This is a genomic window from Streptomyces sp. 4N509B (genome assembly GCF_052245655.1).
GTDB lineage: Bacteria > Actinomycetota > Actinomycetes > Streptomycetales > Streptomycetaceae > Streptomyces.
In genome coordinates this window covers 32690-54227 of sequence record NZ_JBQQBZ010000013.1, presented here as the reverse complement: position 1 = coordinate 54227, position 21538 = coordinate 32690, and the positions used below count along the sequence as shown (strand labels likewise).

22 protein-coding genes are annotated in these 21538 nt (G+C 75.6%); 14 read left to right on the top strand and 8 right to left on the bottom strand.

Annotated elements, in window-relative coordinates; translation table 11 throughout:
• Positions 1 to 163 precede the first annotated feature (163 nt).
• Complete coding sequence (locus ACTWP5_RS14760; protein WP_443221456.1) at positions 164 to 886, top strand: ABC transporter ATP-binding protein; 723 nt, start codon at positions 164 to 166, stop codon at positions 884 to 886.
• Between the two features lie 59 nt (positions 887 to 945).
• Positions 946 to 1731 carry an ABC transporter permease subunit gene (locus ACTWP5_RS14755; protein ID WP_443221385.1) on the top strand — a complete coding sequence of 262 codons (786 nt, stop codon included), beginning with the start codon at positions 946 to 948 and terminating at the stop codon, positions 1729 to 1731.
• A 19-nt stretch (positions 1732 to 1750) separates the two neighbouring features.
• Here ACTWP5_RS14755 and ACTWP5_RS14750 read toward each other — a convergent pair whose 3' ends face one another.
• A complete protein-coding gene (locus ACTWP5_RS14750) occupies positions 1751 to 2356 on the bottom strand; it encodes a hypothetical protein (RefSeq protein WP_443221384.1) in 606 nt (201 codons plus the stop codon).
• Between the two features lie 84 nt (positions 2357 to 2440).
• Between ACTWP5_RS14750 and ACTWP5_RS14745 the strand changes: the two genes are divergently transcribed.
• Positions 2441 to 3253: an exodeoxyribonuclease III gene (locus ACTWP5_RS14745; RefSeq protein ID WP_443221383.1), complete on the top strand. Its 813-nt coding sequence runs from the start codon at positions 2441 to 2443 to the stop codon at positions 3251 to 3253.
• A gap of 238 nt (positions 3254 to 3491) precedes the next feature.
• Here the strand turns inward: ACTWP5_RS14745 and ACTWP5_RS14740 are convergent, their stop codons facing one another.
• Positions 3492 to 4574, bottom strand: a complete 1083-nt coding sequence (locus ACTWP5_RS14740; protein ID WP_443221382.1) for an LLM class flavin-dependent oxidoreductase — start codon at positions 4572 to 4574, stop codon at positions 3492 to 3494.
• Positions 4575 to 4611: 37 nt separating this feature from the next.
• Between ACTWP5_RS14740 and ACTWP5_RS14735 the strand changes: the two genes are divergently transcribed.
• The gene (locus ACTWP5_RS14735) at positions 4612 to 5631 is read left to right on the top strand and encodes an inositol monophosphatase family protein (protein ID WP_443221381.1); all 1020 of its coding nucleotides are present in this window, start codon (positions 4612 to 4614) and stop codon (positions 5629 to 5631) included.
• Between the two features lie 145 nt (positions 5632 to 5776).
• Here ACTWP5_RS14735 and ACTWP5_RS14730 read toward each other — a convergent pair whose 3' ends face one another.
• A complete protein-coding gene (locus tag ACTWP5_RS14730; RefSeq protein WP_443221380.1) occupies positions 5777 to 5983 on the bottom strand; it encodes a hypothetical protein in 207 nt (68 codons plus the stop codon).
• Positions 5984 to 6100: 117 nt separating this feature from the next.
• Entirely contained in the window at positions 6101 to 6775 is a 675-nt protein-coding gene (locus tag ACTWP5_RS14725) for a class I SAM-dependent methyltransferase (RefSeq protein WP_443221379.1), read from the bottom strand.
• A gap of 131 nt (positions 6776 to 6906) precedes the next feature.
• On the opposite strand from ACTWP5_RS14725, the gene ACTWP5_RS14720 reads away from it, so the two are divergent.
• Both ACTWP5_RS14720 and ACTWP5_RS14715 read left to right on the top strand, forming a co-directional pair.
• Positions 6907 to 7596 (top strand): endonuclease V, encoded by a 690-nt coding sequence (locus ACTWP5_RS14720; protein ID WP_443221378.1) that lies wholly within the window; start codon positions 6907 to 6909, stop codon positions 7594 to 7596.
• Positions 7597 to 7616: 20 nt separating this feature from the next.
• Positions 7617 to 8135: a nucleoside deaminase gene (locus ACTWP5_RS14715; protein ID WP_443221377.1), complete on the top strand. Its 519-nt coding sequence runs from the start codon at positions 7617 to 7619 to the stop codon at positions 8133 to 8135.
• Positions 8136 to 8211: 76 nt separating this feature from the next.
• Here the strand turns inward: ACTWP5_RS14715 and ACTWP5_RS14710 are convergent, their stop codons facing one another.
• From ACTWP5_RS14710 to ACTWP5_RS14700, 3 genes are all read right to left on the bottom strand, one after another.
• Positions 8212 to 8436, bottom strand: coding sequence for a DUF397 domain-containing protein (locus ACTWP5_RS14710; RefSeq protein WP_443221376.1), 225 nt, complete (start codon positions 8434 to 8436; stop codon positions 8212 to 8214).
• A gap of 218 nt (positions 8437 to 8654) precedes the next feature.
• Positions 8655 to 9524 (bottom strand): helix-turn-helix domain-containing protein, encoded by an 870-nt coding sequence (locus ACTWP5_RS14705; RefSeq protein ID WP_443221455.1) that lies wholly within the window; start codon positions 9522 to 9524, stop codon positions 8655 to 8657.
• A 298-nt stretch (positions 9525 to 9822) separates the two neighbouring features.
• Positions 9823 to 10653 carry a GOLPH3/VPS74 family protein gene (locus ACTWP5_RS14700; RefSeq protein WP_443221375.1) on the bottom strand — a complete coding sequence of 277 codons (831 nt, stop codon included), beginning with the start codon at positions 10651 to 10653 and terminating at the stop codon, positions 9823 to 9825.
• A 351-nt stretch (positions 10654 to 11004) separates the two neighbouring features.
• Here ACTWP5_RS14700 and ACTWP5_RS14695 point away from each other — a divergent pair, with 351 nt between their 5' ends.
• The 8 genes from ACTWP5_RS14695 (at position 11005) to ACTWP5_RS14660 (ending at position 20615) form a co-directional block, all read left to right on the top strand.
• Entirely contained in the window at positions 11005 to 13074 is a 2070-nt protein-coding gene (locus ACTWP5_RS14695) for a D-alanyl-D-alanine carboxypeptidase (protein ID WP_443221374.1), read from the top strand.
• Positions 13075 to 13263: 189 nt separating this feature from the next.
• Positions 13264 to 13443: a hypothetical protein gene (locus ACTWP5_RS14690; RefSeq protein WP_443221373.1), complete on the top strand. Its 180-nt coding sequence runs from the start codon at positions 13264 to 13266 to the stop codon at positions 13441 to 13443.
• A gap of 140 nt (positions 13444 to 13583) precedes the next feature.
• Entirely contained in the window at positions 13584 to 13808 is a 225-nt protein-coding gene (locus ACTWP5_RS14685; RefSeq protein ID WP_443221372.1) for a hypothetical protein, read from the top strand.
• Between the two features lie 107 nt (positions 13809 to 13915).
• Positions 13916 to 14593: an HAD family hydrolase gene (locus ACTWP5_RS14680; RefSeq protein ID WP_443221371.1), complete on the top strand. Its 678-nt coding sequence runs from the start codon at positions 13916 to 13918 to the stop codon at positions 14591 to 14593.
• A 131-nt stretch (positions 14594 to 14724) separates the two neighbouring features.
• Positions 14725 to 16956, top strand: a complete 2232-nt coding sequence (locus ACTWP5_RS14675; RefSeq protein ID WP_443221370.1) for a PEP/pyruvate-binding domain-containing protein — start codon at positions 14725 to 14727, stop codon at positions 16954 to 16956.
• Positions 16953 to 18071, top strand: a complete 1119-nt coding sequence (locus ACTWP5_RS14670) for a hypothetical protein (protein WP_443221369.1) — start codon at positions 16953 to 16955, stop codon at positions 18069 to 18071. The genes ACTWP5_RS14675 and ACTWP5_RS14670 overlap by 4 nt, the downstream gene beginning before the upstream one ends.
• 40 nt (positions 18072 to 18111) lie before the next feature.
• Positions 18112 to 18780 carry a fused DSP-PTPase phosphatase/NAD kinase-like protein gene (locus ACTWP5_RS14665; RefSeq protein ID WP_443221368.1) on the top strand — a complete coding sequence of 223 codons (669 nt, stop codon included), beginning with the start codon at positions 18112 to 18114 and terminating at the stop codon, positions 18778 to 18780.
• Between the two features lie 95 nt (positions 18781 to 18875).
• A complete protein-coding gene (locus ACTWP5_RS14660; protein WP_443221367.1) occupies positions 18876 to 20615 on the top strand; it encodes a hypothetical protein in 1740 nt (579 codons plus the stop codon).
• Here ACTWP5_RS14660 and ACTWP5_RS14655 read toward each other — a convergent pair.
• A complete protein-coding gene (locus tag ACTWP5_RS14655; protein ID WP_443221366.1) occupies positions 20600 to 21451 on the bottom strand; it encodes an SGNH/GDSL hydrolase family protein in 852 nt (283 codons plus the stop codon). The genes ACTWP5_RS14660 and ACTWP5_RS14655 overlap by 16 nt on opposite strands.
• Positions 21452 to 21538 lie beyond the last annotated feature (87 nt).

The following is a 21538-nucleotide window of genomic DNA, read 5'->3' as shown; positions in this document are numbered from 1 at the left end:
ACGGCCCCCGCCCACTTTCGGGGACTGCCCGGCCGTGTCGGGCGCGCCTAGCGTCTGCCGGATGATCGAGGTACGGAACCTCACCAAGAGGTACGCGGACGGGACGCGCGACGACCGGCGGCACGGCCGGCCGTTCCGCCGGCCGGACGGCACGTGGCGCGGCATGCGGGGCGGCGTGCCGGGCGGGGGCGTGGCGGGCGGGGGCGTGGCGGCGGCCGTCGACGGGCTGTCGTTCACGGTGCGGCCGGGCCGTGTGACGGGCTTCCTCGGCCCGAACGGCGCGGGCAAGTCCACGACGATGCGGCTGATCCTGGGCCTGTCCCGCCCCACCGCCGGCGAGGCGCTGATCGACGGCCGCCCCTACGCCCGCCTGCCCGAGCCGCTGCGCCGCGTCGGCGCGGTGCTGGAGGCCGGCGGCGCACACGGCGGGCGCCGCGCGCGCGACCACCTGCGGTGGCTGGCCAGGAGCCACCGCGTTCCGCCCGACCGTGTGGCGGAGGTGCTGCGCCTCACCGGCCTGGAGGCGGCGGCCGGGCGGCGCGTCGCCGGCTTCTCCCTCGGCATGCGGCAACGCCTCGGCCTGGCCGCCGCGCTGCTGGCCGACCCGCCGGTGCTGCTGCTCGACGAGCCGGGCAACGGTCTGGACCCCGAGGGCGTGCGCTGGCTGCGCGAGACCCTCCGCGGGCTGGCGGCGGAGGGGCGGACGGTGCTGGTCTCCAGCCACCTGATGAGCGAGATGGCGCTCACCGCCGACCACCTGATCGTGATCGCCCGGGGTCGGCTGGTGGCCGACACCGACATGGCGACGTTCGTCGGGGCGAGCGGGACCGGGTCGCTGGAGGAGGCGTTCCTGCGCCTGACGGGCGGGGGTGGGGAGCGGTGGTGAGCGCGGCGCGGGAGCCGGGGGGTGCGAGGGAGCTGGGCACCGAGAGGGAGCTGGGCGCCGTGAGGGAGCTCACCGCCGCCGTCCCGGCCGAGCTGATCAAGCTGCGCACCCTTCGCTCCACCGGCTGGACCCTGGCGGCCTGCGTGGCGACCGGCGCGGTGGTCGGGGCACTGGCGGGCCTGAGCTACCGCGACGCCCGTCCCGGCATGACGGCGCGCGAGCAGGCCGAGTACAACCCCCTCCTGCCGTCCCTCTACGGCCTCACCCTGGCCCAGCTCGCCCTCGTCGTCCTCGGGGTGCTGGCGCTGGGCGGGGAGTTCACCGGCGGCACCATACGACCGTCGCTGCTGGCCATGCCGCGACGCGGCCGCTTCTACGCCGCGAAGCTCCTGGCCGTCACCGCCCTCGCCGCCCCCGCCGCGCTGCTGACCGTGGTGGCCACGTACGCGTCGGCGCAGGCGACCCTCGGGCCCTACGGCGCCGACGCCGCCGACGGTCGCACGCTGCGGGCCGTCGCCGCCGGATGGCTGTACCTGACGTTGATGTGCGTCTTCGCGGCGGGGCTGTCGGCGCTGCTGCGCGGCACGACCCGGGCGCTGGCGGTGCTGCTGCCGCTGCTGTTCCTCGGCTCCCAGGGCCTGGGCAACGCGCCGGTGGCCCGCACCGTCCTGCAGTACCTGCCCGACCAGGCGGGCATGCACGCCATGCGCCTGTGGGACGGCGCCGACGACCGGGCCTTCGTGCCCGGCTACGGACCGGGGGTCGCGCTGGCCGTCGTCGCGCTGTGGACGGCCGCCGCCCTCCTCGGCGGCCACGCCGTGCTGCGGCGCGCCGACGCGCCCTGAGGGGGCGTCCCGCGGCGTCCTAGGCGGGCTCGATGCGGAGGACGGCCGCCCCGTCGAGGACGCCGACGACCTCCACGCTCATCGCCTCGTTGACGATCCCGGTGTTGCCGGCGGGGCAGCTCAGGGCGAGGAAGCCCGGCGAGGTGGCCGTCGGTCCCGTGATGCTCATCGAGCAGCCGCCGTCGCTGGCGTAACGCGCCTGCGTCATGGGGCCGAACAGCTCGACCACGTCCTCGGTGACGCCGGTCACCTCGATCGGTCCGAGGCCGTAGCTCTGCGGCACGGGCAGGGTGGCGCCCTCGGTGACCCGGACCTCGCAGGTCCCGTCCGCGCAGGCGTCGCCGTTCTCCCCGTCCGCCGGCTCGGGCAGGGTGGGGGTGGGGGACGGCGTGGGGGTGGGGGTCGGGCTCGGGGTGGGCGGATCGGGGGCCTGCGAGGCGGACTCGGTGGACTCGTCGGAGCCGCCGGCTCCGTTGGCGTCGCCGGCGTCGGTGCCGTTGGCCTCGGAGCCGTTGGTCTCGGAGCCGTTGGCGGCGGGATCGTCGTCCGAGGAGCACGAGGTGAGAACGGCCAACGCGGCGGCCGTGACGACGGCGACGGCGGCGGCGGACAGTGAGCGCGTCATGACGGGATTGAAGCGGGCCCCGGCCGGGACCCCTCCCCTCCGGCGCCAGCCCGACCGCGCGCCGGCCCGTAGTACCGTCGTGCGGTGCTCACCGTCACCACCGTCAACGTCAACGGCCTGCGGGCCGCCGCGCGCAAGGGCTACCTGGCCTGGCTCACCGCCAGCCAGGCGGACGTCGTCTGCCTCCAGGAGGTCCGGGCGGAGGAGGAGCAGCTCCCGGCCGCCGTCCGTGCCCCCGAGGGATGGCACGTGGTGTACGCGCCCTCGCGCGACGCGCGCGGGCGGGCCGGGGTGGCGTTGCTCACCCGGCGCGCGCCGGAGGCGGTCCGGGTCGGCTTCGGCGCGGCGGAGTTCGACGGCTCGGGCCGGTACGTCGAGGTGGACCTGCCGGGCGTGACGGTCGCGAGCCTGTACCTGCCCTCGGGCGAGGTGGGCACGGAGCGGCAGGCGGAGAAGGAGCGCTTCATGGCGGCGTTCCTGCCCCACCTCGTGGCGCTGCGCGTCCGCGCCGCCGCGGCCGGCCGCGAGGTGCTCGTGTGCGGCGACTGGAACATCGCCCACCGCGAGGTGGACCTGAGGAACTGGCGGGGCAACCGCGACCGCGCCGGCTTCCTGCCCGAGGAGCGGGCCTGGCTGTCGCGGGTCTACGGGGACGGCGAGGGCGACGGCGGGTACGTCGACGTGGTGCGCGCCCTGCACCCCGAGCAGGAGGGCCCCTACAGCTGGTGGAGCTACCGGGGGCGCGCCTTCGACAACGACGCCGGCTGGCGGATCGACCTCATCGTCAGCACGCCGGGCCTGGCCGGCCGGGCGGTCAAGGCGTACGTCGAGCGGGCGGCCACCCACGACGAACGCTGGAGCGACCACGCCCCCGTGACGGCCGTCTTCGATCACTGAGGGCCGTGACAAGGCCGTCGGAGGCCGTCCCGCGCTCCCCCGCGGAGCGGAGTCGCGGGGCGTCGGGCCCGGCAGAACGCCGCCGCCACGCTTCCGGCCCGCGCCCCTGGTGCCGTGACCGCTCCGGCTCGCCGGCTCGCGACGCCCGGCACGACACCTCCGCCCCGGCGTTGCCGGACGCCGCGAGCCCGCCGGGGAGGACGGGACGACGGGGCCGACGGGGCCGACGGAACAGCCGTCAGGCGCCGGTCGCCCCGTCCGGCAGCCCGTACGCGTCGGCGATCAGCTCGTAGCTACGCAGGCGGAGCGCCGGCGTGTGCGCGTTGCTGGTGATCATCAGCTCGTCGGCGCCGGTGCGGCGCGCCAGTTCGTCGAGGCCCTCACGCACCTCGTCCGGCGTGCCGTGGACCACGTTCGCGAGCCAGCCGTCCACGACCTGCTGCTCCAGCGGGCCGTACGGGTACGCCTCGGCCTCCTCGGGCGTCGGCACCAGGCCGGGGCGGCCGGTGCGCAGCCGCACCATGGCGAGCGCGCCGCTGAGCACCTGGCGGTGCGCGTCCCGCTTGTCCTCGGCCGCCAGCGCCGAGACGCCGATCAGCGCGTACGGGGTGTCCAGCACCTCGGAGGGACGGAAGCTGCGGCGGTAGAGGTCGAGGGCGGGTTCGGTGTTCGCGGCGGAGAAGTGGTGTGCGAAGGCGAAGGGAAGTCCGAGGCGGCCGGCGAGTTCGGCGCTGAAGCCGGAGGAGCCCAGCAGCCACACCGGCGGCCTGCCGGCGGACTGTACCCCACCCTCGACGCTGCCCTGGACGGGGCCGGGGACGGCGTGGATGCGGGCGTAGGGGTGGCCGTCGGGGAAGTCGTCGTCGAGGAAGCGCACCAGCTCGGCGAGCTGGGAGGGGAACTCGTCCGCGCCGTCGCTCCGCCCGCGCCGCAACGCCGCCGCCGTGGCGCCGTCGGTGCCGGGCGCCCGGCCCAGGCCCAGGTCGACCCGCCCCGGGGCGAGCGCCTCCAGGGTGCCGAACTGTTCGGCGATCACCAGCGGCGCGTGGTTGGGCAGCATCACCCCGCCGGAGCCGAGGCGTATCCGCTCGGTCTGGCCGGCGAGGTGGCCGAGGATGACGGCCGGCGAGGAGCTGGCGACTCCGGGCATCGAGTGGTGCTCGGCCACCCAGAAACGCTCGAAGCCGCGCCGGTCCGCCAGGCGGGCCAGCTCGGTGGTGGCGCGCAACGCCTCGGTGGCGGTCAGCCCCACGCCGACCGTGGCCAGATCCAGCACCGACAGCACCGCGGGCGCGGTCCCCTGACGTCGTCCCCTGATCACGTACTTCTCGCCTCCCGGAAACGTTCATGCCTCACGCATGCCTGAGAATGGCAACCAGCCCTCCGCCGAGGGCATTCCTGACCGCCCCCCGCGTGACCGGAAGGAGACCGACGGCGTGGCGTCGGTGACGAGCGACACGGCGGCCTCGGCCGCCCCCGCCAGCACGAGTGACCCGGCCCGGACGACCGCGCTGGTCGAGGCGGCCCGCGCCAGCTGCCGCGAGGCCGCCGCGCTGCTGCGCCGGCGCGCCGGACAGGGCGGGCTGACCGTGCGCTCCAAGAGCGCCCACGAGCGCGTCACCGACGCCGACGTGGAGGTGGAGACGCTGCTCCGCTCGGCCCTGCGCGCCGCCGTGCCGGGCTCGTCCGTCGTCGGCGAGGAGCTTGGCGAGGAGATCGGCGAGCCGCGGGGCGAGGACGGGGGCGCGGCGCGCGACGAGGAGGGCTCCGCCACCGCGCCCGACCTCGCGCGGGGCGCGTCCGTCACCTGGTACGTCGACCCGATCGACGGCACCCACAACTACCTGCGTGGCCTGCCGCTGGCCTGTGTCTCCGTCGGCGTGGCCGTCGGCGGGCGGCTGGTCGGCGGCTGCGTGCACGACGTCTTCCGCGACGAGTCCTTCAGCGGCGGCGTGGGCGTGCCGCTGCGCGTCGACGGCGCGCCGGCACCCGCGCCGCCCACCGCGTCGCACGGGGAGCCACTGGCGCTCAGCGACATCCCGCTGGCCGGGCGGGCGGGCCCCGACGAGCCCGCGTTCGCGCTCGACCTGCTGACCCGCGCGGAGGTCAGGCGGCTGTACTCGACCGCCCTGTCACTGGCCTGGGTGGCGACGGGCCGCGCCGACCTGGCCTGCAACCTCCACATACACCCCTGGGACGTGGCCGGCGGCGCCGCCCTGGTGCGCGCGGCGGGCGGCACCTACGCGCCCGTCGGCGGCCCCGACCCGGTCACGGCCCACGGATTCGTCGCGACCAGGCCCGGCCTCGGCGAGGACACGGCCACAGCCGCGCTGGGCCGCTGGGCCGTCTCCCGCCTGACCGAGCTCGCGGCACCGTAACGCGGGCCACCCCGACGCGCGCCGGCCGTACCTCGCGCCAGCCGTACCCCGACCCCGGCTCCCGGCCGCCCGGGTCCCCCAGGTCGCGCCACCCGGGCTGTGCGCCGTCCGGGGCGGCGTCCCCGCCGCCCCGGAGTCACAGCGTTCAGGGCAGATACCGCTCGACCGCGGCGGGCCCCTCCTGCTCCAGCTGCTTCCTGGCCCACTCGATCCGCTCGGGCGTGGGCTCCAGCCCTCTGGCCCGCACCAGATCCTCGGGGTCGATCGGGCGCTCACCGCCCGTGTGCAGCAGCCGGTCGGGCGTCGGCAGATCCGCGTTCGTCTCTTCGTTTGTCTCGGCGCTCTCGGGCATCGGGCACCTCCATGCGTTCGGGTCGGCCCATCCCTGTGCCGTCAGCCTATTGCGCCCCGTCCGCCCCTGCATCCAGACGCCGCCACCGCGCCGGGACGAGCGGGCACGACGGGCGGCTCAGGCGAGGGCCAGCAGCGCGTACCGCTCGTCGTCCACCTCCCCTCCCCACAGCTCGCCGTCCTCGCTCAACGACTCCACCCTCACCTCGCTGACCAGGGGCGCGACCGCCGACGTGAGCTCCCGCGCCGTGACGCCGCCCTGCCACGGCAGCCGGTGCTCCCCCGCGTACGGCGCCGCCACGCCCGCGCCCACCGCGCCGGCGTCCGCCGGCTGCCGCCACCGGCCCTCTATCAGCACCAGCCGTCCGCCCGGCCGCAGCCGCGCGAGCCACCCGCGCAGCGCCGCCTGTGGGTCCGGCAGGGTCCACAGCAGGTGTCGGGACAGCACCACGTCGAAGCGGCGCACCCCCACGGGCGGCGCCGCGGCGTCGCCCACGACGAAGGCCGCCGACAGCCCCGCCGCCGCGATCTTCGCCCGCGCCGCCGCGACCATGCCGGGCGCCAGGTCCACCCCCGTCACCCGGTGGCCCGCGCCCGCCAGCAGCACCGTCAGCGACCCCGTGCCGCATCCCACGTCCAGCACGTCCACGGCGGGCCGTGGCGGCATCCAGTCAGCGAGCCGCCGCTCCCACGCCCGGCGCGTCCGCGCGTCGCGCAGCCCGTGATCCGGCTCCTCGTCGAAGGCCGGGGCCGCCGCGCTCCAGTACTCCGCGATCGCGTTCTCGCTACTCATGGTGACGATCCTCCCATCCGGCACTGACAGTCCGGCGGGATCTCCGTCGGAACTCCAGCACCGCTCAAGCGCGGCTCCAGCACGACGCGAGGCCACCGCGAGCCCGCGCCGCCACCCCGCAGAATGGGCTCATGAGCGACCCGCACGAGACCTGGCCCACCACGCCGGAGGAGGCCGTCGCCCAGCAACGGCGGCTGTGCGCCCTGGTGCGGACGACGACACCGCCCGGCGCCCCGCCACCCCGCACGGTCGGGGGCGTCGACGTCGCCTACGACGACGTGCGGGGCCGCCTCGCCGCCGCCGTCGTCGTGCTCGACGCCGAGACGCTCCAGGTGACCGACCAGGCCACCGCCGGCGGGCCGATCACCTTCCCCTACGTTCCCGGCCTGCTCGCCTTCCGCGAGCTCCCTCCCGTGCTCACGGCGCTCGACCACCTGGCCACCCGCCCCGACGTGCTGGTCTGCGACGGGTACGGCATCGCCCACCCCGCCCGCTGCGGCCTCGCCAGCCACCTCGGCGTCCTCACCGGCATCCCCACCGTCGGCGTGGCGAAGACCCCCTTCCTCTTCGACCACGAGACGCCCGAGCCACCGCGCGGCGCCTCCGCCCCCCTGCTGGACCGGGAGACCGGGGAGACCGTCGGGCGGGCGCTGCGCACCCGCACGGGCGTCAGGCCGGTCTTCGTCTCCGTGGGGCACCTGCTCGGCATCGACGACGCCTGCGCGCTGACCCTCCGCATGACGCCGGACCACCGCCTCCCGGAGACCACGCGCCACGCCGACCGCCTCTGCCGCGAGAAACTTCGTCGCCTCGTCGCCTGACGGTTCGTACCATGCCCGCCATGGAGAACGACGCCACGGCCAACGACCCTCAGCGGCCCCTCGTGACCGAGGACGACCTCACCCACCTGCGGCGCTGCGTGGAGCTGGCCGCCAAGGCCCTCGCCGCCGGCGACGAGCCGTTCGGCTCGGTGCTGGTGACCGCCGACGGCACGGCCCGCTTCGAGGACCACAACCACGTCGGCTCGGGCGACCGCACCCGGCACCCGGAGTTCGAGGCGGCACGCTGGGCCGCCGCCCACCTCACCCCCGCGGAACGGGCCGCCGCCACCGTGTACACCTCGACCGAGCACTGCCCGATGTGCGCCACCGCCCACGGCTGGGTGGGCCTCGGCCGGATCGTGTACGTCAGCTCGTCCGCCCAGCTCGGGCAGTGGCTGAAGGAGTTCGGGGCCCCGCCGCCCCCCATCCGTCCCCTCCCCGTCCGGGACCTCGTGCCCGACGCCGACGTGACGGGCCCGGTCCCGGGCCTGGCCGACGAGGTGCGCGAGCTCCACCGCCGCTACCACGCCTCCCGCTGACCGGCTGACCGGAACACACACCGGCCCGGGGCCGCGCTCTCGCGACGGACCCGGGCCGGACCGCACCGGACGGTGGTCAGACGTCGCGGGTGACGGCCTCCACGTCGGCGTGGCCGGCGAAGCCGACGAACGCCGACCAGGACCGCGCCCCGAACCCAAGCCGCGGCCCGGCGGGCGCCTTCGAGTCACGAACCGCCAACCGCTCCCCCATCTCGGCCCGTACCTCCACACAGGCGCCGTTCCCCGCGGAATAGGATGAACGGGTCCAGACGCACATCGTCGTGGCTTGCTGAATCGCCATGGTCGCTCCGGATCGTCGCGGATCGTCGGGTAACGCCTCGCTTCATACGCATAGTGCTCACGTGGCGTGTTGATATGCGCAACGACCGTACTCGTCGCCCGGCTCCCGGTAGCCCGACGCTTCACCCGACCGGATGGTTCGACGGAAAACCCCTCCACAGCTGTGGAGTTGAGGTGTATTTTGCCCCGGCCCCACCCGCTCCGCCCCGCCCAGCCCTCCTAGGCCGCCTTGCGGTGCTCCTGGGCGATCCGCGCGACGAACTCCCGCGTCTGCTGCGGGCTGAGCGCCTGGGCGCGCAGGTGCTCGTACATCACGCTGTAGTGCTGGACGTCGTGCGGCTTCTCCAGGTAGAGGTCGCTGGTGCCGCCCTCCAGGTAGATGACGGTCGAGTCGCTCGTCTCGGGGAACTCCAGGATCGTGTACTGCCCGTTGACCCCCGGGTGGGCCCCCGCGGTGAACGGCATCGCCTGGAGCGTGACGTTCGGCAGCTGGGAGGCCTCCACCAGGCTGTCCAGCTGCGTCGCCATGACCGCCGGCCCGCCGATCGTGCGCCGCAGCGCCGCCTCGTCCACCACGGCCCACAGCCGTAACGGGCCGCGCTCCTCGTAAATCCGCTGCTGGCGACGGACACGCACCTGCACCCTGCTGCCGATCTCGTCCTCGCTGATCTCCGGCAGCGCGCCCGCGATCACGGCACGGGCGTACTCCTGGGTCTGCAACAGCCCCGGGACCACGTGCGGCTCGTAGACGCGCAGCGAGGAGGCGTCGGTCTCCAGGCCTATGTAGACGCTGTAGGAGGGGGACAGCTCGGCGAAGGCGTGCCACCAGCCCTGCTGGCGCGACTCCCGCGCCATCTGCATCAGGGACTCGATCAGCTTCCTGTCCTGGACCTCGTAGACGCCGCACAGGTCGCGCACGTCGCGCGGGCTGATGCTGCGGCGGCCGTTCTCCAGTCTGCTGATCTTCGACTGCGACACGAGCAGCCGGTCGGCGACCTCCTCGGCGGTCATGCCGCGGTCCTCGCGGAGTCGCCGTAGCTCCTGGCCGAGCCTGCGCCGCCGAACGGTGGGATTGACGTTGCCCGCCACGGACTTACGCACCTCCGTACTCCTGGCATCCAGGCCGTCGTTGTGGCTGTTCACCAGCAGCCTGCCATCCGGGGTGGCGGCTTCGCCGAGTTTTCGCCACACAGGGTGCCCGACCGTGTGCGAACGCGGGGTGTGGCGGCGGCCAAGGTTCCTGACCACCGCCACACCCCGCGTTCCGTGGTGCGGCTCCCGGTTGGGTTGTCGTCGTTCTTCGGTGGTTGAGCGTTGGTACGGCGTGTGGCGCACGCGTTCGCGGACCACACCCGGTCGGTCACCTGCCAGGGCGCTGGCTCGACGCTCAGTGGGACAGCGACGTACGCACCGAGGCCCGTGTCACCCCTCTCCGCCTGCCCTCCTTGGACAACTGCTGAGCCGTTGACTGCCCGACCGCCGCGGCGGCCATCGCCGCCGCCGGTGCGGACGTGTGCGCCCGACCCGCCGCGGCGGCTGCCGCCGCCTTGCCACGGCCGCCCGTCTGCGACGAGCGCCGTGCCGCGGCCTGACCGGCCACACCGTTCTGGACGTCCATCACGGCGTGCGCCACGAGGCCACCCATCGGGTCGTGTCGGATCAGGTCCCGGAGGCGGGAGCGGGAGGACCGCCCCTCGTTCCCCGGGTACAGGTGCTTGCCCAGCCCGACCGCGTGGGCGAGCGCCGCCAGGGCCGCGGTCCGCGCGTCCGGGGGGGTGCCGGTGCGGATCGCGGTGTCCAACCGAGCCCGGATCTGCCGGCTGACCGCGGTCTCAGTGGCCTGGTACCGCGTCGTTGGCAGAATCCCGCACATCTGGTTCTCCACCGCGTGCACCATGCCGCAGCGCTCCAGATGCGTGAGATAGGTCTGGCGGAGCCCGAGCCTGGGTCCGCCGATCCAGTGGACGGCGCGCACGGGGCTGCCACGTCGGCGTAGCAGCTCCAGGGCGGAGTCCAGCGTGGGATCTCCGGTCGGTCGTGGCAGTATCACGGCTATTCGGTCCCCATCTGGGGCTATCCGTCCCGCGAGAGCCAGCTCCACGAGCTGTGCTCCGGCAAGACCAAGGTCGAGAGACTGCGGCTGCGCCGTGGTGCCCGTGGCCGGGTCCAGAGCCAGCAGCAACAGCTCCTCCGGAATGGTTCTACGACTCCTGCCCATCCATGCCTCCCCGCGTGGATGACAGACAGGGTGACGCCTCTCACATTGTTCTGTCGAGAGCGCGTGGTTGGTTTGTACGGGAACCCGTAGATATGTCGTTGTCGTCAACGAAGGAGAACGGCAGCTTTCCGCCACTCCCGGCTCGGCGTACCCAGGTGCACAGGGCCAGGCAAACTGGTAGGGCCAGCGGCCGGATTCACCGCGTCAGGAGTCGGACCAATCTGCGAGGAGGCACGGGTGGCGGGCGAGTCCCCGGACACTTCGGAACGGGATGGGGTGCGAGCGACCTCGCTCGCGACAGGGCAGTCATCGAGAAAGACGCCCAAGGACCCCGCGACGGTTCCCCTGGGCATGGCACATCTCGGGGACAGGGCAAGCGAGATGGACGGGGAGGACCAGAAGGACGAGCCCGGGGAGACGGACGCCGCCGGGGAGGCGAGCACGGAGAAGCCCGCGCGGGCGACCGCGGAGCCGGCGGCGGGCGGCGGCACGGACGGTCCCGACGGGGGCGACCCGCCCTCGGACGAGACGGACCGACCGGACGAGCCGGACGCGCCGGGAGAGGCGGACCCACCGGACGCGTCTGACGAGGCCGGCGCGGGTGACGAGCCCACCGAGCCGGAGGACTCGTCGCGGCCCGAGGAGCCCGAGGAGGGCGGGGAGTCCACGGCGAGCGGGGAGAGCGACGGGGCCGACGAGGCCGGGGAACCGGACGGGGAGACGGCGGACGCCGCCGAGGCGGCCGAGGCACCGGCGACCACGGCCGAGGACGAGGAGAAGGACCGGGAGAAGAGGCAGGAGAAGGAGCCGGCGGAGGAGCCGGAGGAGGACCGCGAGAGCGGCGGCGGGGAGGGCGGGAACGGGGCGGCGGAGCCGAAGGAGGCCGGGCCCGAGGACGCCCCGCCGAAGGCCGGTCAGGGCGCGGCCACGCCCCCTCGGCCCGTGGACCAGCCCACGACGACCCTGCGCGCGCCCGAGCAGGCCAGGCCCGCCCCGGCGCCCGCTGTCCCCACGCCACCCGCCACGGCTCCGCCCGCCGCGCCTCCGGCGCCTCCAGCGCCCCCGGCACCCCCGGCGGCCCCGCGGGTGCCGCCACCGCCGGCCGTTCCGCCGCCGCCCGCCGACTCCGAGCGGGACCCGCTGGAGCTCCTGGCCGCGCTCACCAACCGCCCCGCGCCGCCCCCCACGGCCTGGCGCGGTGCGGTGCGCCGCATCAAGATCTACACGCCGCTCGTCGTGCTGCTCGCGATCGCCTTCGCCACGGTCCAGGCGCTGCGCCCCCTGCCCGAGCCACGGCTGGAACTGACCGCCGCCGAGACGTTCACCTTCGACGGCTCCACGCCGGCCGTCCCCTGGCCCGAGGCCGGGCAGGCGGCGCTGCGCGTCGACGGCGTCGGCGGCTTCGGCACCTCCGGGGGCGAGGAGCCCGTGCCGATCGCGTCGCTCGCCAAGGTGATGACCGCCTACGTGGTGCTGCGTGACCACCCGCTCGGGTCGGGCGAGCCGGGGCCGGACATCCCCGTCGACCAGCAGGCCGAGGACGACGCCGGGCTGAGCGCGGAGGGCGAGTCGACGGTGGAGGTCCAGGCGGGCGACACCATCAGCCAGTACGAGGCGCTCCAGGCGATACTGCTGCCGTCGGCGAACAACATCGCCCGGCTGCTGGCCCGCTGGGACGCGGACTCCGAGGACGCGTTCGTCGAGAAGATGAACGAGGCGGCCGAGGAGCTGGGCATGGAGAACACCACCTACACCGACCCCAGCGGCCTGCGGGAGGACACCGTCAGCACCGCCACGGACCAGACGATCCTGGCCGAGGCCGCCATGGACGACCCCGTCTTCCGCGAGATCGTCGCCCTCTCCGGATACACCGACAGCAACGGCGTCACGCAGTACAACTTCAACCCGCTGGTGCCGGTGGACGGCGTGATCGGCATCAAGACGGGCACGACCAGCAGCTCCGGTGGCTGTCTGATGTTCGCCGCCGAGCAGGAGGTCAACGGGGAGCGGCAGCTGATCCTCGGCACGGTCCTGGGGCAGGGCCCCGACCCGGTCGACAACTCGATCCTCGTCGGCGCCACCAACGCGGGCAAGGCGCTGATCGACTTCGCCCAGGAGGTCCTCGTCTCCGAGCGGGTGCTCGGCGAGGGCGACGTGGTCGGTCACGTCGACGACGGGCTCGGCGGCAGCACCCCGGTGCGGGTCGACGAGGACGTCGCCGCCGTCGGCTGGCCGGGCCTGGAGGTCGACCTCTCGCTGGTGGCGCGGGACGGGGAGGCGCTGCCCCACTCGGCGGAGGCCGGCACGCGGGTCGGCAGCCTACGGGTCGGGGAGGGCGCCGACGGCGTGACGGTGCCCGTCAGCCTCGCGGCGGAGCTCGGCGAGCCGGGATTCTCCGCGCGACTGCGGCGCCTGGCCTGATCCGACACCGGAGTCACGGTCCGACGACGGTCCGGCACGGCGGGTCTGCCGTGCCGGGCCGTCGCGCGCTACAGTTCGGTGCACTCGGCGGCCTTGCATCCGGACGTAGGGGGCTTCGCGTGGAGTGTCCCTCGTGCGGGTCGGGGAACGGGCACAGACTCAACAACGGCAATTGGGTGTGCGACGACTGTGGCGCGGTCACCGCAGGATGAGGCCGCGTGGCGGGACCTGGACCCGGCCACGCGCGAGCGACTCGACTTTCTCGACCCGGAGGACTTCACCGTGGGTCCGACGGCGGAGGCGGCGGCTCAGTGGGCCCGTTTCACCGCGATCCTCGACAAGGCGGAGCAGTACCGCCCGCCCCTGTGACCCCCACGCCGGACGACGAGCGCCCCGTCGGGCGCCCGTAACTTTTCCTGGGCTCGACTGATTAACCGACCATGACACTCGATCGGACGAACGAGGAGAGGCTCATGGTGACGGAGCGTCGGGGACGGCGGGCTTCGTGGGTGAGGCGGACGGCCGTGGCGGCGGCGGGGACGGCGATGGCTGCGGTGGTGGTCACGACCCTCGGCGCGGGCGCGGCGCGCGCCGACGAGCTCCACGAGGGCACGACCGTGGGCCCTCAGTTCGCGCTGGTCAGCATCGGCCAGATCGAGAACCCGTTGGGCAGTGTGCTGCAGAACGCCCAGGTCCTGCCCGGTCAGGGGACGGGTGGCTGTCGCTGCGACTGAGGCCGTTCGCCCGCCGGGGAAGGGCCGCCGTCGGCACCCGAGTTCACCCGATCGGGTGACGCCTTCACCCGTTTCGCCGGTGGCGCTGGTCTCTATACGCTTCGGGCATGATCCGCGCAGTGGTGTTCGGCATAGGTGAGTGCCTGATCGACCAGACCCGCGAGTTCGGTGGCTGGGCCGACTGGCTCGGCGTTCCTCGCCACACCTTCGCCGCGCAGTTCGGCGCGATCGTCGCCCAGGGGCGCGACCACCACGAGACGTTCGAGGTGTTCCGGCCCGGCTTCGACATCGAGCAGGAGCGCATCAAGCGCGAGGCGTGTGGCGAGGCCGAGTGGTACGGGGAGAACGACCTCTATCCCGACGTGCGGCTGGCGTTCAAGGAGCTGCGGCAGGCCGGCCTCTTCCTCGGCGTCGCCGGGAACCACACGGCCCGCATGGGCAGAGTGCTGAGGACGATGTTCTCCAGCCACGTCCACCTGACCGCGACCTCCGGCGAGTGGGGTGTGGCCAAACCGGACCCGCGGTTCTTCCAGCAGCTGACGGCGCGGGTGGCCGAGCGCTTCGACGCCATCAGCCCCGAGGAGATCCTCTACGTCGGGGACCGGATCGACCACGACGTCCGCCCGGCCTCCGCCGTCGGCCTGACCACGGCGCTGGTCGTGCGGGGGCCGTGGGGCGTCATCCACCAGCACCATCCCGACGCCGCGCTGCTGCCGACGATGCGCCTGACCTCGCTGCGCCAGCTCATCGGGAACATCCAGGACCTGAACAGCTCGGAGTTCTAGCGACGGGCCGGGCGGGCCCTCGGTCAGGCCGTCGGTCAGGCCGTCGGTCAGGTCCCCGGACAGGGCCTCGGTCCGTCACCCGAACGCCGGGCCCGGTGGCGCGGCGGCCGTCGCCGCCGAAGCCTGGGAGGGTGGGCGCCGACGCTGGACAGGACGTGGAGCGGCTCCTCGCGCGGCTCGCCGTGGTGCCGTTGGCGGGCGGCGCGCCCGCCGCCGACGCGGCGGTGACGGGCGCGAAGGCGGCCCGCCTCGCCCGCGCGCACGCCACCGGCCTGCCGGCGTTGCCCGGGTTCGTCCTCGTGCCCGCCGACCGGGCGCCGGGGCTGCCGGTCGGTCGGGAGCCGCTGCGTCGCGCCTGGCAGGAGCTGACCCGGGCTCATTCGGGGGCCGACGGCGCGGTCGTCGTGCGGTCCTCCTCCCCGGCCGAGGACTCCGAGACCTCCGCCCTGGCCGGCCGTTTCGCCTCCGTCCTCGACGTGCGCGGCTTCGAGGCCGTGGCCTCGGCGGTCGGCACGGTCCTCGACTCCGTCCACCGGGTACCCGGCGCCGACCGCGCCGGCATGGCGGTGCTGGTGCAGCCGATGGTGCGGGCCGTGGCGGGTGGGGTGATGTTCGGGGCGGACCCGCTGGCGGGACGCGAGGACCGCGTGCTGGTCAGCGCGGTGGCCGGCGGCCCCGACCGGCTCGTCGGGGGACGCGCGCCGGGGGTGCGGTACCAGCTGACGCGCTGGGGGCGCCTGGTGCGCGCCGATCCGGCCGAGCGGCGCTCCTCGCGGGTGCTCTCCCGCCGCCGCCTCGCCCGTCTGGCGCGCCTGGCCCGCCGCACCGGGCAGGTCTTCGGCGGGCCGCAGGACGTGGAGTTCGCGTTCGACGCCGAGGACCGGCTGTGGCTCTTCCAGTCCCGGCCGATCACGGCGATGGCGGCGCCCACCCCGCGCGGCGCCCGCCTGTTGGGCCCGGGGCCGGTGGCCGAGACCTTCCCCCACGTGCTCCAGCCGTTGGAGGAGGAGCTGTGGCTCACGCCGATGGCGCGGGGCCTCGCCTTCGCGCTGGACCTGGCGGGTGCCGCGCCGCGCCGCGTGCTGCGCGCGGTGCCGACCGTCTCCACGGTCAACGGGCGGGCCGTCGCCGACCTGCGGCTGCTGGGGGCGGTGCCCGCGAGCCACCCGGTGCTGTCCTTCATCAATCCCCTGCCGGGGGCGCGCCGGGCCTCGGCCGCGTGGCGGATGGGGCGGCTGCGGGCCGCGTTGCCGCTGCTCGCGGTCGACCTGATGGCGGACGTGGACCGGGAGCTGGCCGGGCTGCCGCCCCCCGAGACGCTGCCGCGCGCGCAGCTGCTCGCGGCGCTGGGGTGGGGGCGGGAGGTGCTGGTGTCGCTGCACGCGCAGGAGTCGTTGGCCGGCGCGCTGCTCTCGCCCGGCCGGAACAGGGGCGCCTCGGCGGTGGGGGAGGCGCTGGCGGTGCTGGCCACGGCGCGCCGCTCGGAGGCCGGCGCGGCGGACGAGGAGCGGCTGCTGTCGCGGCATCCCGTGCTGCTCGTACTGCTGCCGCCCGCCCTGGACGCGCGGGCGAGCGGACGGGGCGGCCAGGACGGGGGCGACGGGCACGACGGGGGCGACGGGGGCGACGGGCGGAGCGGGCTGCCGACGTCGCTCGGCTGGACGGGCGAGCCCCGTGGCCTGTCGTCCCTGTCCGTTCGTGAAGGGTTGCGGCTGCGAATCCGCTGGGTGCAGGAGATGCAGGTGAGGCTGGTGAGGGCAACGGCGGACCGCCTGGCCGCCGAGGGGTGGCCGGACGCGCTGGCCCGGCTGTCGACCCTGCGGTGGCCCGAGCTGGTCGCCGTGCTGGAGGGTGCCTCCCCGCCGCCGGACCTCGACCGTCGCCGGCCACGGCCGGACAGCCCGCGCCTGCCGGCCGCGTTCCGCCTCGCCGCCGACGGCGGCGTCGTCACCGAGCGCCCGCCGGGCCGCGCCCCGGCGGACGACGGCGGCGGGCACGGGAGCCGGGGGCGGGAGCGGGTGGAGGGGCAGGGCGCGGGCGGCGGCTTCGGCAGCGGCACCGCCTGGCACGGGAGCGGCGGACGCCCCCGCGAGGCCGTGCTCGTGGTCCCCACCCTCGACCCGGAGCTGGCGCCCCTCCTGCCGGGGCTCGCCGGCCTGGTCGCGGAGACCGGCAGCGTGCTGTCGCACCTGGCGATCCTGGCCCGCGAGTACCGGGTGCCGACGGCGGTGGCCGTGGCCGGGGCCGTCGAGCGCTTCCCCGAGGGCGCCCGCCTGTCGGTGGACGGCACGACCGGGGCCGTGTGGACCTCTCCGGCGGATCCGCACGGCGCCGATCCCGAAGGGGCCAGGAGCGTGGCGTGAGGTACGCCGGCATCCTGGGGTACGTCGTCGGCGGGGTGGCGGCCGGCGCGGCGGCCGTCTACACGGTGGTCTACCTCTACCGCTGGGAGTGGGAGCGGGCGCTGCTCAGCGGCGTGCTGCTGCTGGTGGTGGAGGTCTTCCTGGCGACGGTCGCCGTCCTCGCCCAGGTCGACCGGCTGCGGCGGCGGCTGGCCGAGAGCGACCGCCGGGCCGAGGAGATGCTGCGCCACCTGGCCGAGACGCGGCCCCGCCACGCCCACGGGCCCGAGCCGTTCCGCTGGCTGCGTGGCACGGCCGCGCCCCGGGGCCCGACCGGGTCGGGCGGCGGGGAGCCGGGCGCGGGGGCCGGCCGCGACACGTTCGTCTTCGTTCCCGTGCTGGTGGCGGCGGGGGCCGCGCTGTCGATGCTGGCCATCCTCATCCAACGGCTGGCCGCGGCCGGCACCCGGCCGGGCGCCGAGCGGCGCCTCGCGGGGCGGCTCGCGGGCCTGGCCGCCCCGCCCGGCGGCATCCTGGGCGCCGCCGCCACGCCCGCCGGGGAGGCGACGACGCCCCCGCCGCCGGTGCCGCCGGCCCGGCCGCTGCGGGCCGTGGGCAGGGTCGTGAGCGTGCTGGCGACCGCGGTCCTCGTGGCGCTGGCCGTCGACCTGATCTCCGACGCGACCCAGACCCGCCGGCAGCAGCCGCCCGCCTCGGCCGCCACCACCGTGGTGTTCCGCGTCGAGCTGCGCGGCGTGCCGAACGACCGGGCGGCCGTGACGCGCGCCGCGCAGGAGCTGTGGGAGCACTGCCACCGCTCCACGTCGGTGCTGCGGACGGGGACGCTCGGCCGGCTGGAGGGGAACGTCTTCTCCGGGGTGCTGCGTCCGCCGCTGCCCGAGCACGACCTGCTGCGGCTGCGCGGCTGCCTGCGGGACACGACGGCCAACCGGGCGCTGGCCACCGTGCTCGGGGAGGGGCAGGCCACCGCGCCACGGTCCTTACAGGCTGTTCTGACCGGCTGTCCTTACGGGCTGCCTCGGGGCCGGCCGGCCCTCGCCCGGACGCACCCGTCGATCTGTGCGCTTCACCACATGTCATCTGATAAGCGCCTGGATGTCCGGGCGGGCGGTTAGCGTTGCGCGCAATCCCCGCCCCCTCCCCTGGTGGTGAACCGTGTCCTCCCTCCCCGCTCTCCCCGCGCCGCTCCGCAGAGCGGGCAAGGTGCTCGGCCTCTGTGTCGCCGGCTACGTCGGCCTGTGGATCGTCGCCGCCGGCGGCATGCTGCTGGTGTCCCTCTGGGCGGGCCAGCACCACACCTCGGGCGAGAGGGTCGCCGGCATCAACCACTTCTTCGAGGTCGACGACCGCGTGTGGCGCGGCTCGGCGCCCGGCCCCGCCGGCTACGCGGAGCTGGCCGACCGCGGCGTGCACACCGTCGTCGACCTGCGGGCCGAGGACCTGTCGCGGGAGGCGCTGGCCCGGCCCGAGGAGGCGGGTCTGAACCTGGTGCGGATGCCGATCAGGGACGGCCAGACGCCCACCCCCGAGCAGGTCGACCGCTTCCTGGCCACGGTCGAGTCCACGAACGGGCCGGTCTACGTCCACTGCGGGGCGGGCGTCGGCCGCGCCGGCTCGATGAGCGCCGCGTACCTGGTCCGGACCGGGCAGGCCGACTCGCGCGAGGCCGCCATGCGGACGCTCGCCGTGGGTCCGCCCTCGATCGAGCAGGTCTACTACGTCCTGTCGGCCGACCGCGACGCGACGGACCAGCCGCCGGCGGCGGTCGAGGCCGTGAGCCGCGTCCTCGACGCTCCGCGGCGCATCAGCTCGATCGTCTTCTGACGCTTCCCGGCCAGCCGTTGGCCGCCCCGTTGGCCGCCCGCCGAGCGACGCCGACGCCGCTGACGCCCGCGCCGGCCGCCGGATAGGGTCGGCGCGTGGTGAACGGGGACGGGGACGGGGCGGGGGGCGGCGGCCCAGCGGGCGCGGGGGACGGGCGCGGGGAGGACGACGGCGAGGCCGCGGCGCCCCCCACGGCGCCGTTCACCCAACGGGTCCTGGTGCTCGTCGAGGTGGTCGACGAACCGGGCGAGCTGGCGCTGGCCCGTGACCTGCTGGCGGGACGCGGCTGGCCGGTCCGCGACGCCGCCCCCGACGAGACCCCACCCCCACCCCCCGGCCCCACGTCGGACGGCGCGGGGCCGCCCACGCGACGCGCCCTCGTCGTCGAGGTGCGGCTGAACGGCGCCCGGTGGCGGGCCGAGCGCGCCGCCAAGGGCGCCGTCACGGTCATCGCCCGGCGGCGCAAGCTGGCGTTGTGGGTGCGGGACGCCACGCTGCTGAGCCCGCCGCGCGAGGACCGCACCACCTACCGCGTGGTGCGCCGCGCCACCGGTGGCCCGCTCCCCCGCCTGTGGGCCCGGCTCGGCGGGCGCGACGCCCACCGCGTGCTGGGCCTGCCCACGCGCCTGACCCGCGAGGCCGTCGAACGGGAGCTGACCGACCGCCGGCTGGGCCGCGACCGCTTCGCCACGGCCGACCACGAGCTGCTGCCGCCCCCGCCCGAGACCGAGGAGGAGGCGGCGCGGCGGACCACGGAGCCGGTGCCGCTGCCCACCCTCGTGCTGGCCGCCGCCGCGCTGCTCGGTGCGCTCGCCGGCGGCTACTGGCTGTGGTGGGCCGATGGCCTGACCCTCGGCGTCCCCCTCGTCATGCTGCTGCTGGCCGCCGCCGTGTTCGCGGCCTTCCCGTGGCGCGAGCCCCTGCGGCTGGCGGCGCGCGTGGCCGTCGGCCCGCTGCTGGCGGCCGGCTGCGCGCTGCTCGGCTGGATGCTGGCGGACGCCCAGTCGGACACCGGCACGGAACCGGTCGACCAGCTGCTGATGATCGGCGCGGTGAGTCTCGGCATGCTCTCCCTGGCCGGGGTCTGGCTCGCGCTGCGGCAGACGTGGGTCTCGCGGAACGCGGTGTGGCTGGTGCCGGTGGCGGTGCCGGTCGCCGGCTCGATGGTGGCCTGGCTCGGACGGCTGATGCGGGCCGTCTACCTGGAGGCGTTCGACATCCCCGCCGGCTCGGTGCGCTCCGTGGAGAGCCTGTGGGACTACGCGGCGGCCGGACGGCCGCTCGGCATCGCGCTGGCCTTCGTGCTGCTCTTCACCGGCGCGCTGGGCTGGGCCCGCCACGTGTACTTCGCCCGGGGGGACAACCGGGTCTACGCGATCGTCGCCACGCTCCTCGCGTCGCTGGTCTACGCCCTCACCGCGGTGGGCCTCGGCGTGGACGCCGCCCACTCGGCGGCCGAGCGGGCCATGGCCGAGGCGGGCGACGGCCGCAACCCCGCCCCGTACTTCGGGCTGCGGGGCGGGCTGATGTGCGTGCACCCGGTGGGCGCGGAGCCGATCGCCGTGGAGAACGGGCCGGTCCCGACCGGCCATCCCGTGCTGTCGTTCGGCAGCTCCGAGGAGTGGGTGTGGCTGTGGGACCCCGCCCGCGCGGCGCGCTCGGACGTCGACGCGTCCGACACCTTCGCCGTCCGCCGCGACGACGTGCGGCTCGTGCCGCCGGGCGGGGACGGGGAGTGCGACGCGTCAGCGGCGGGCACGGACGACCGGGCCGGCGCGGCGGACGGCGGCGCGGCGGACGACCGGGCCGGCGCGGGGCCTCAGCCCTCCTCGTAGACCACGGGCGCCAGCGGCGCCAGCTCCGGACGCTTCGGCGGACGGCCGTCGCCGGAGGAGCGGCCGGTGAGCCGGCGCCCGATCCACGGCAGCAGGTGCTGCCGGGTGAACCGCAGGTCCGCGCCGAACCGCGCCGCCCACCGGGTCGGCGTCGGCGGCGGCAGGACGGTCTGCCAGTCGAAGGTGGCCGGGTGCCCCAGCCGCTGCCACACCGCCTCGGCGACCCTCCGGTGCCCGTCGGCCGTGAGGTGCAGCCGGTCGTCGGCCCACAGCCGCGGGTCGCCCATGACGGGCGGGGCGTAGAGGTCGACGAGGAGCGCGCCGTGCCGTGCGGCGATGTCGTCGAGGGCGAGGAAGAGCCGCTCGACGCGCGGGCGGCACCGCTCCAGCACCGGGCCGCGACGGGCGGGGGTGCGCATCAGCACCAGCGTGCCGCAGCTGGGCGCGAGGCGGGCGACGGCCGCCTCCAGGCGCGCACAGACGAGGTCGAGGTCGCAGCGCGGGCGGAGCACGTCGTTCAGGCCGCCGACGAGGGTGACGAGGTCCGCCTCCATGGCGGCCGCGAGCTCCACCTGCTCGTTGACGATCTGGCCGATGAGCTTCCCCCGCACCGCGAGGTTGGCGTAGTGGAAGCCGTCGCCGGCCTCGGCGGCCAGGCGCGCCGCGAGGCGGTCGGCCCAGCCCCGGTAGCTCCCGTCGGGGAGGAGGTCCGACATGCCCTCGGTGAACGAGTCGCCCACGGCGACGAAGCTGCGGATCTCCGGCGCCCGGGCCGGGGACGCCGGCCGGGCCTGCTGTACTTCGCGCACGTCACGCGCGTCACGACGAACTCTCATGGCCGTCGCATCGTAACGACCACCTGTGACGCGTCCGTAAAGCGGCTCGTTACCTCGCCGACTCCTCCTGTTCGCCGCCGTCACATG

Coding starts and splice junctions, on each gene's coding strand:
- ACTWP5_RS14735 (WP_443221381.1), top strand. CDS start 4,612: ATGCCTGAGAATGGCAACCAGCCCTCCGCCGAGGGCATTCCTGACCGC.
- ACTWP5_RS14725 (WP_443221379.1), bottom strand. CDS start 6,775: ATGAGTAGCGAGAACGCGATCGCGGAGTACTGGAGCGCGGCGGCCCCG.
- ACTWP5_RS14710 (WP_443221376.1), bottom strand. CDS start 8,436: ATGGCGATTCAGCAAGCCACGACGATGTGCGTCTGGACCCGTTCATCC.
- ACTWP5_RS14695 (WP_443221374.1), top strand. CDS start 11,005: ATGGCACATCTCGGGGACAGGGCAAGCGAGATGGACGGGGAGGACCAG.
- ACTWP5_RS14760 (WP_443221456.1), top strand. CDS start 164: ATGCGGGGCGGCGTGCCGGGCGGGGGCGTGGCGGGCGGGGGCGTGGCG.
- ACTWP5_RS14720 (WP_443221378.1), top strand. CDS start 6,907: ATGAGCGACCCGCACGAGACCTGGCCCACCACGCCGGAGGAGGCCGTC.
- ACTWP5_RS14715 (WP_443221377.1), top strand. CDS start 7,617: ATGGAGAACGACGCCACGGCCAACGACCCTCAGCGGCCCCTCGTGACC.
- ACTWP5_RS14680 (WP_443221371.1), top strand. CDS start 13,916: ATGATCCGCGCAGTGGTGTTCGGCATAGGTGAGTGCCTGATCGACCAG.
- ACTWP5_RS14655 (WP_443221366.1), bottom strand. CDS start 21,451: ATGAGAGTTCGTCGTGACGCGCGTGACGTGCGCGAAGTACAGCAGGCC.
- ACTWP5_RS14750 (WP_443221384.1), bottom strand. CDS start 2,356: ATGACGCGCTCACTGTCCGCCGCCGCCGTCGCCGTCGTCACGGCCGCC.
- ACTWP5_RS14700 (WP_443221375.1), bottom strand. CDS start 10,653: ATGGGCAGGAGTCGTAGAACCATTCCGGAGGAGCTGTTGCTGCTGGCT.
- ACTWP5_RS14730 (WP_443221380.1), bottom strand. CDS start 5,983: ATGCCCGAGAGCGCCGAGACAAACGAAGAGACGAACGCGGATCTGCCG.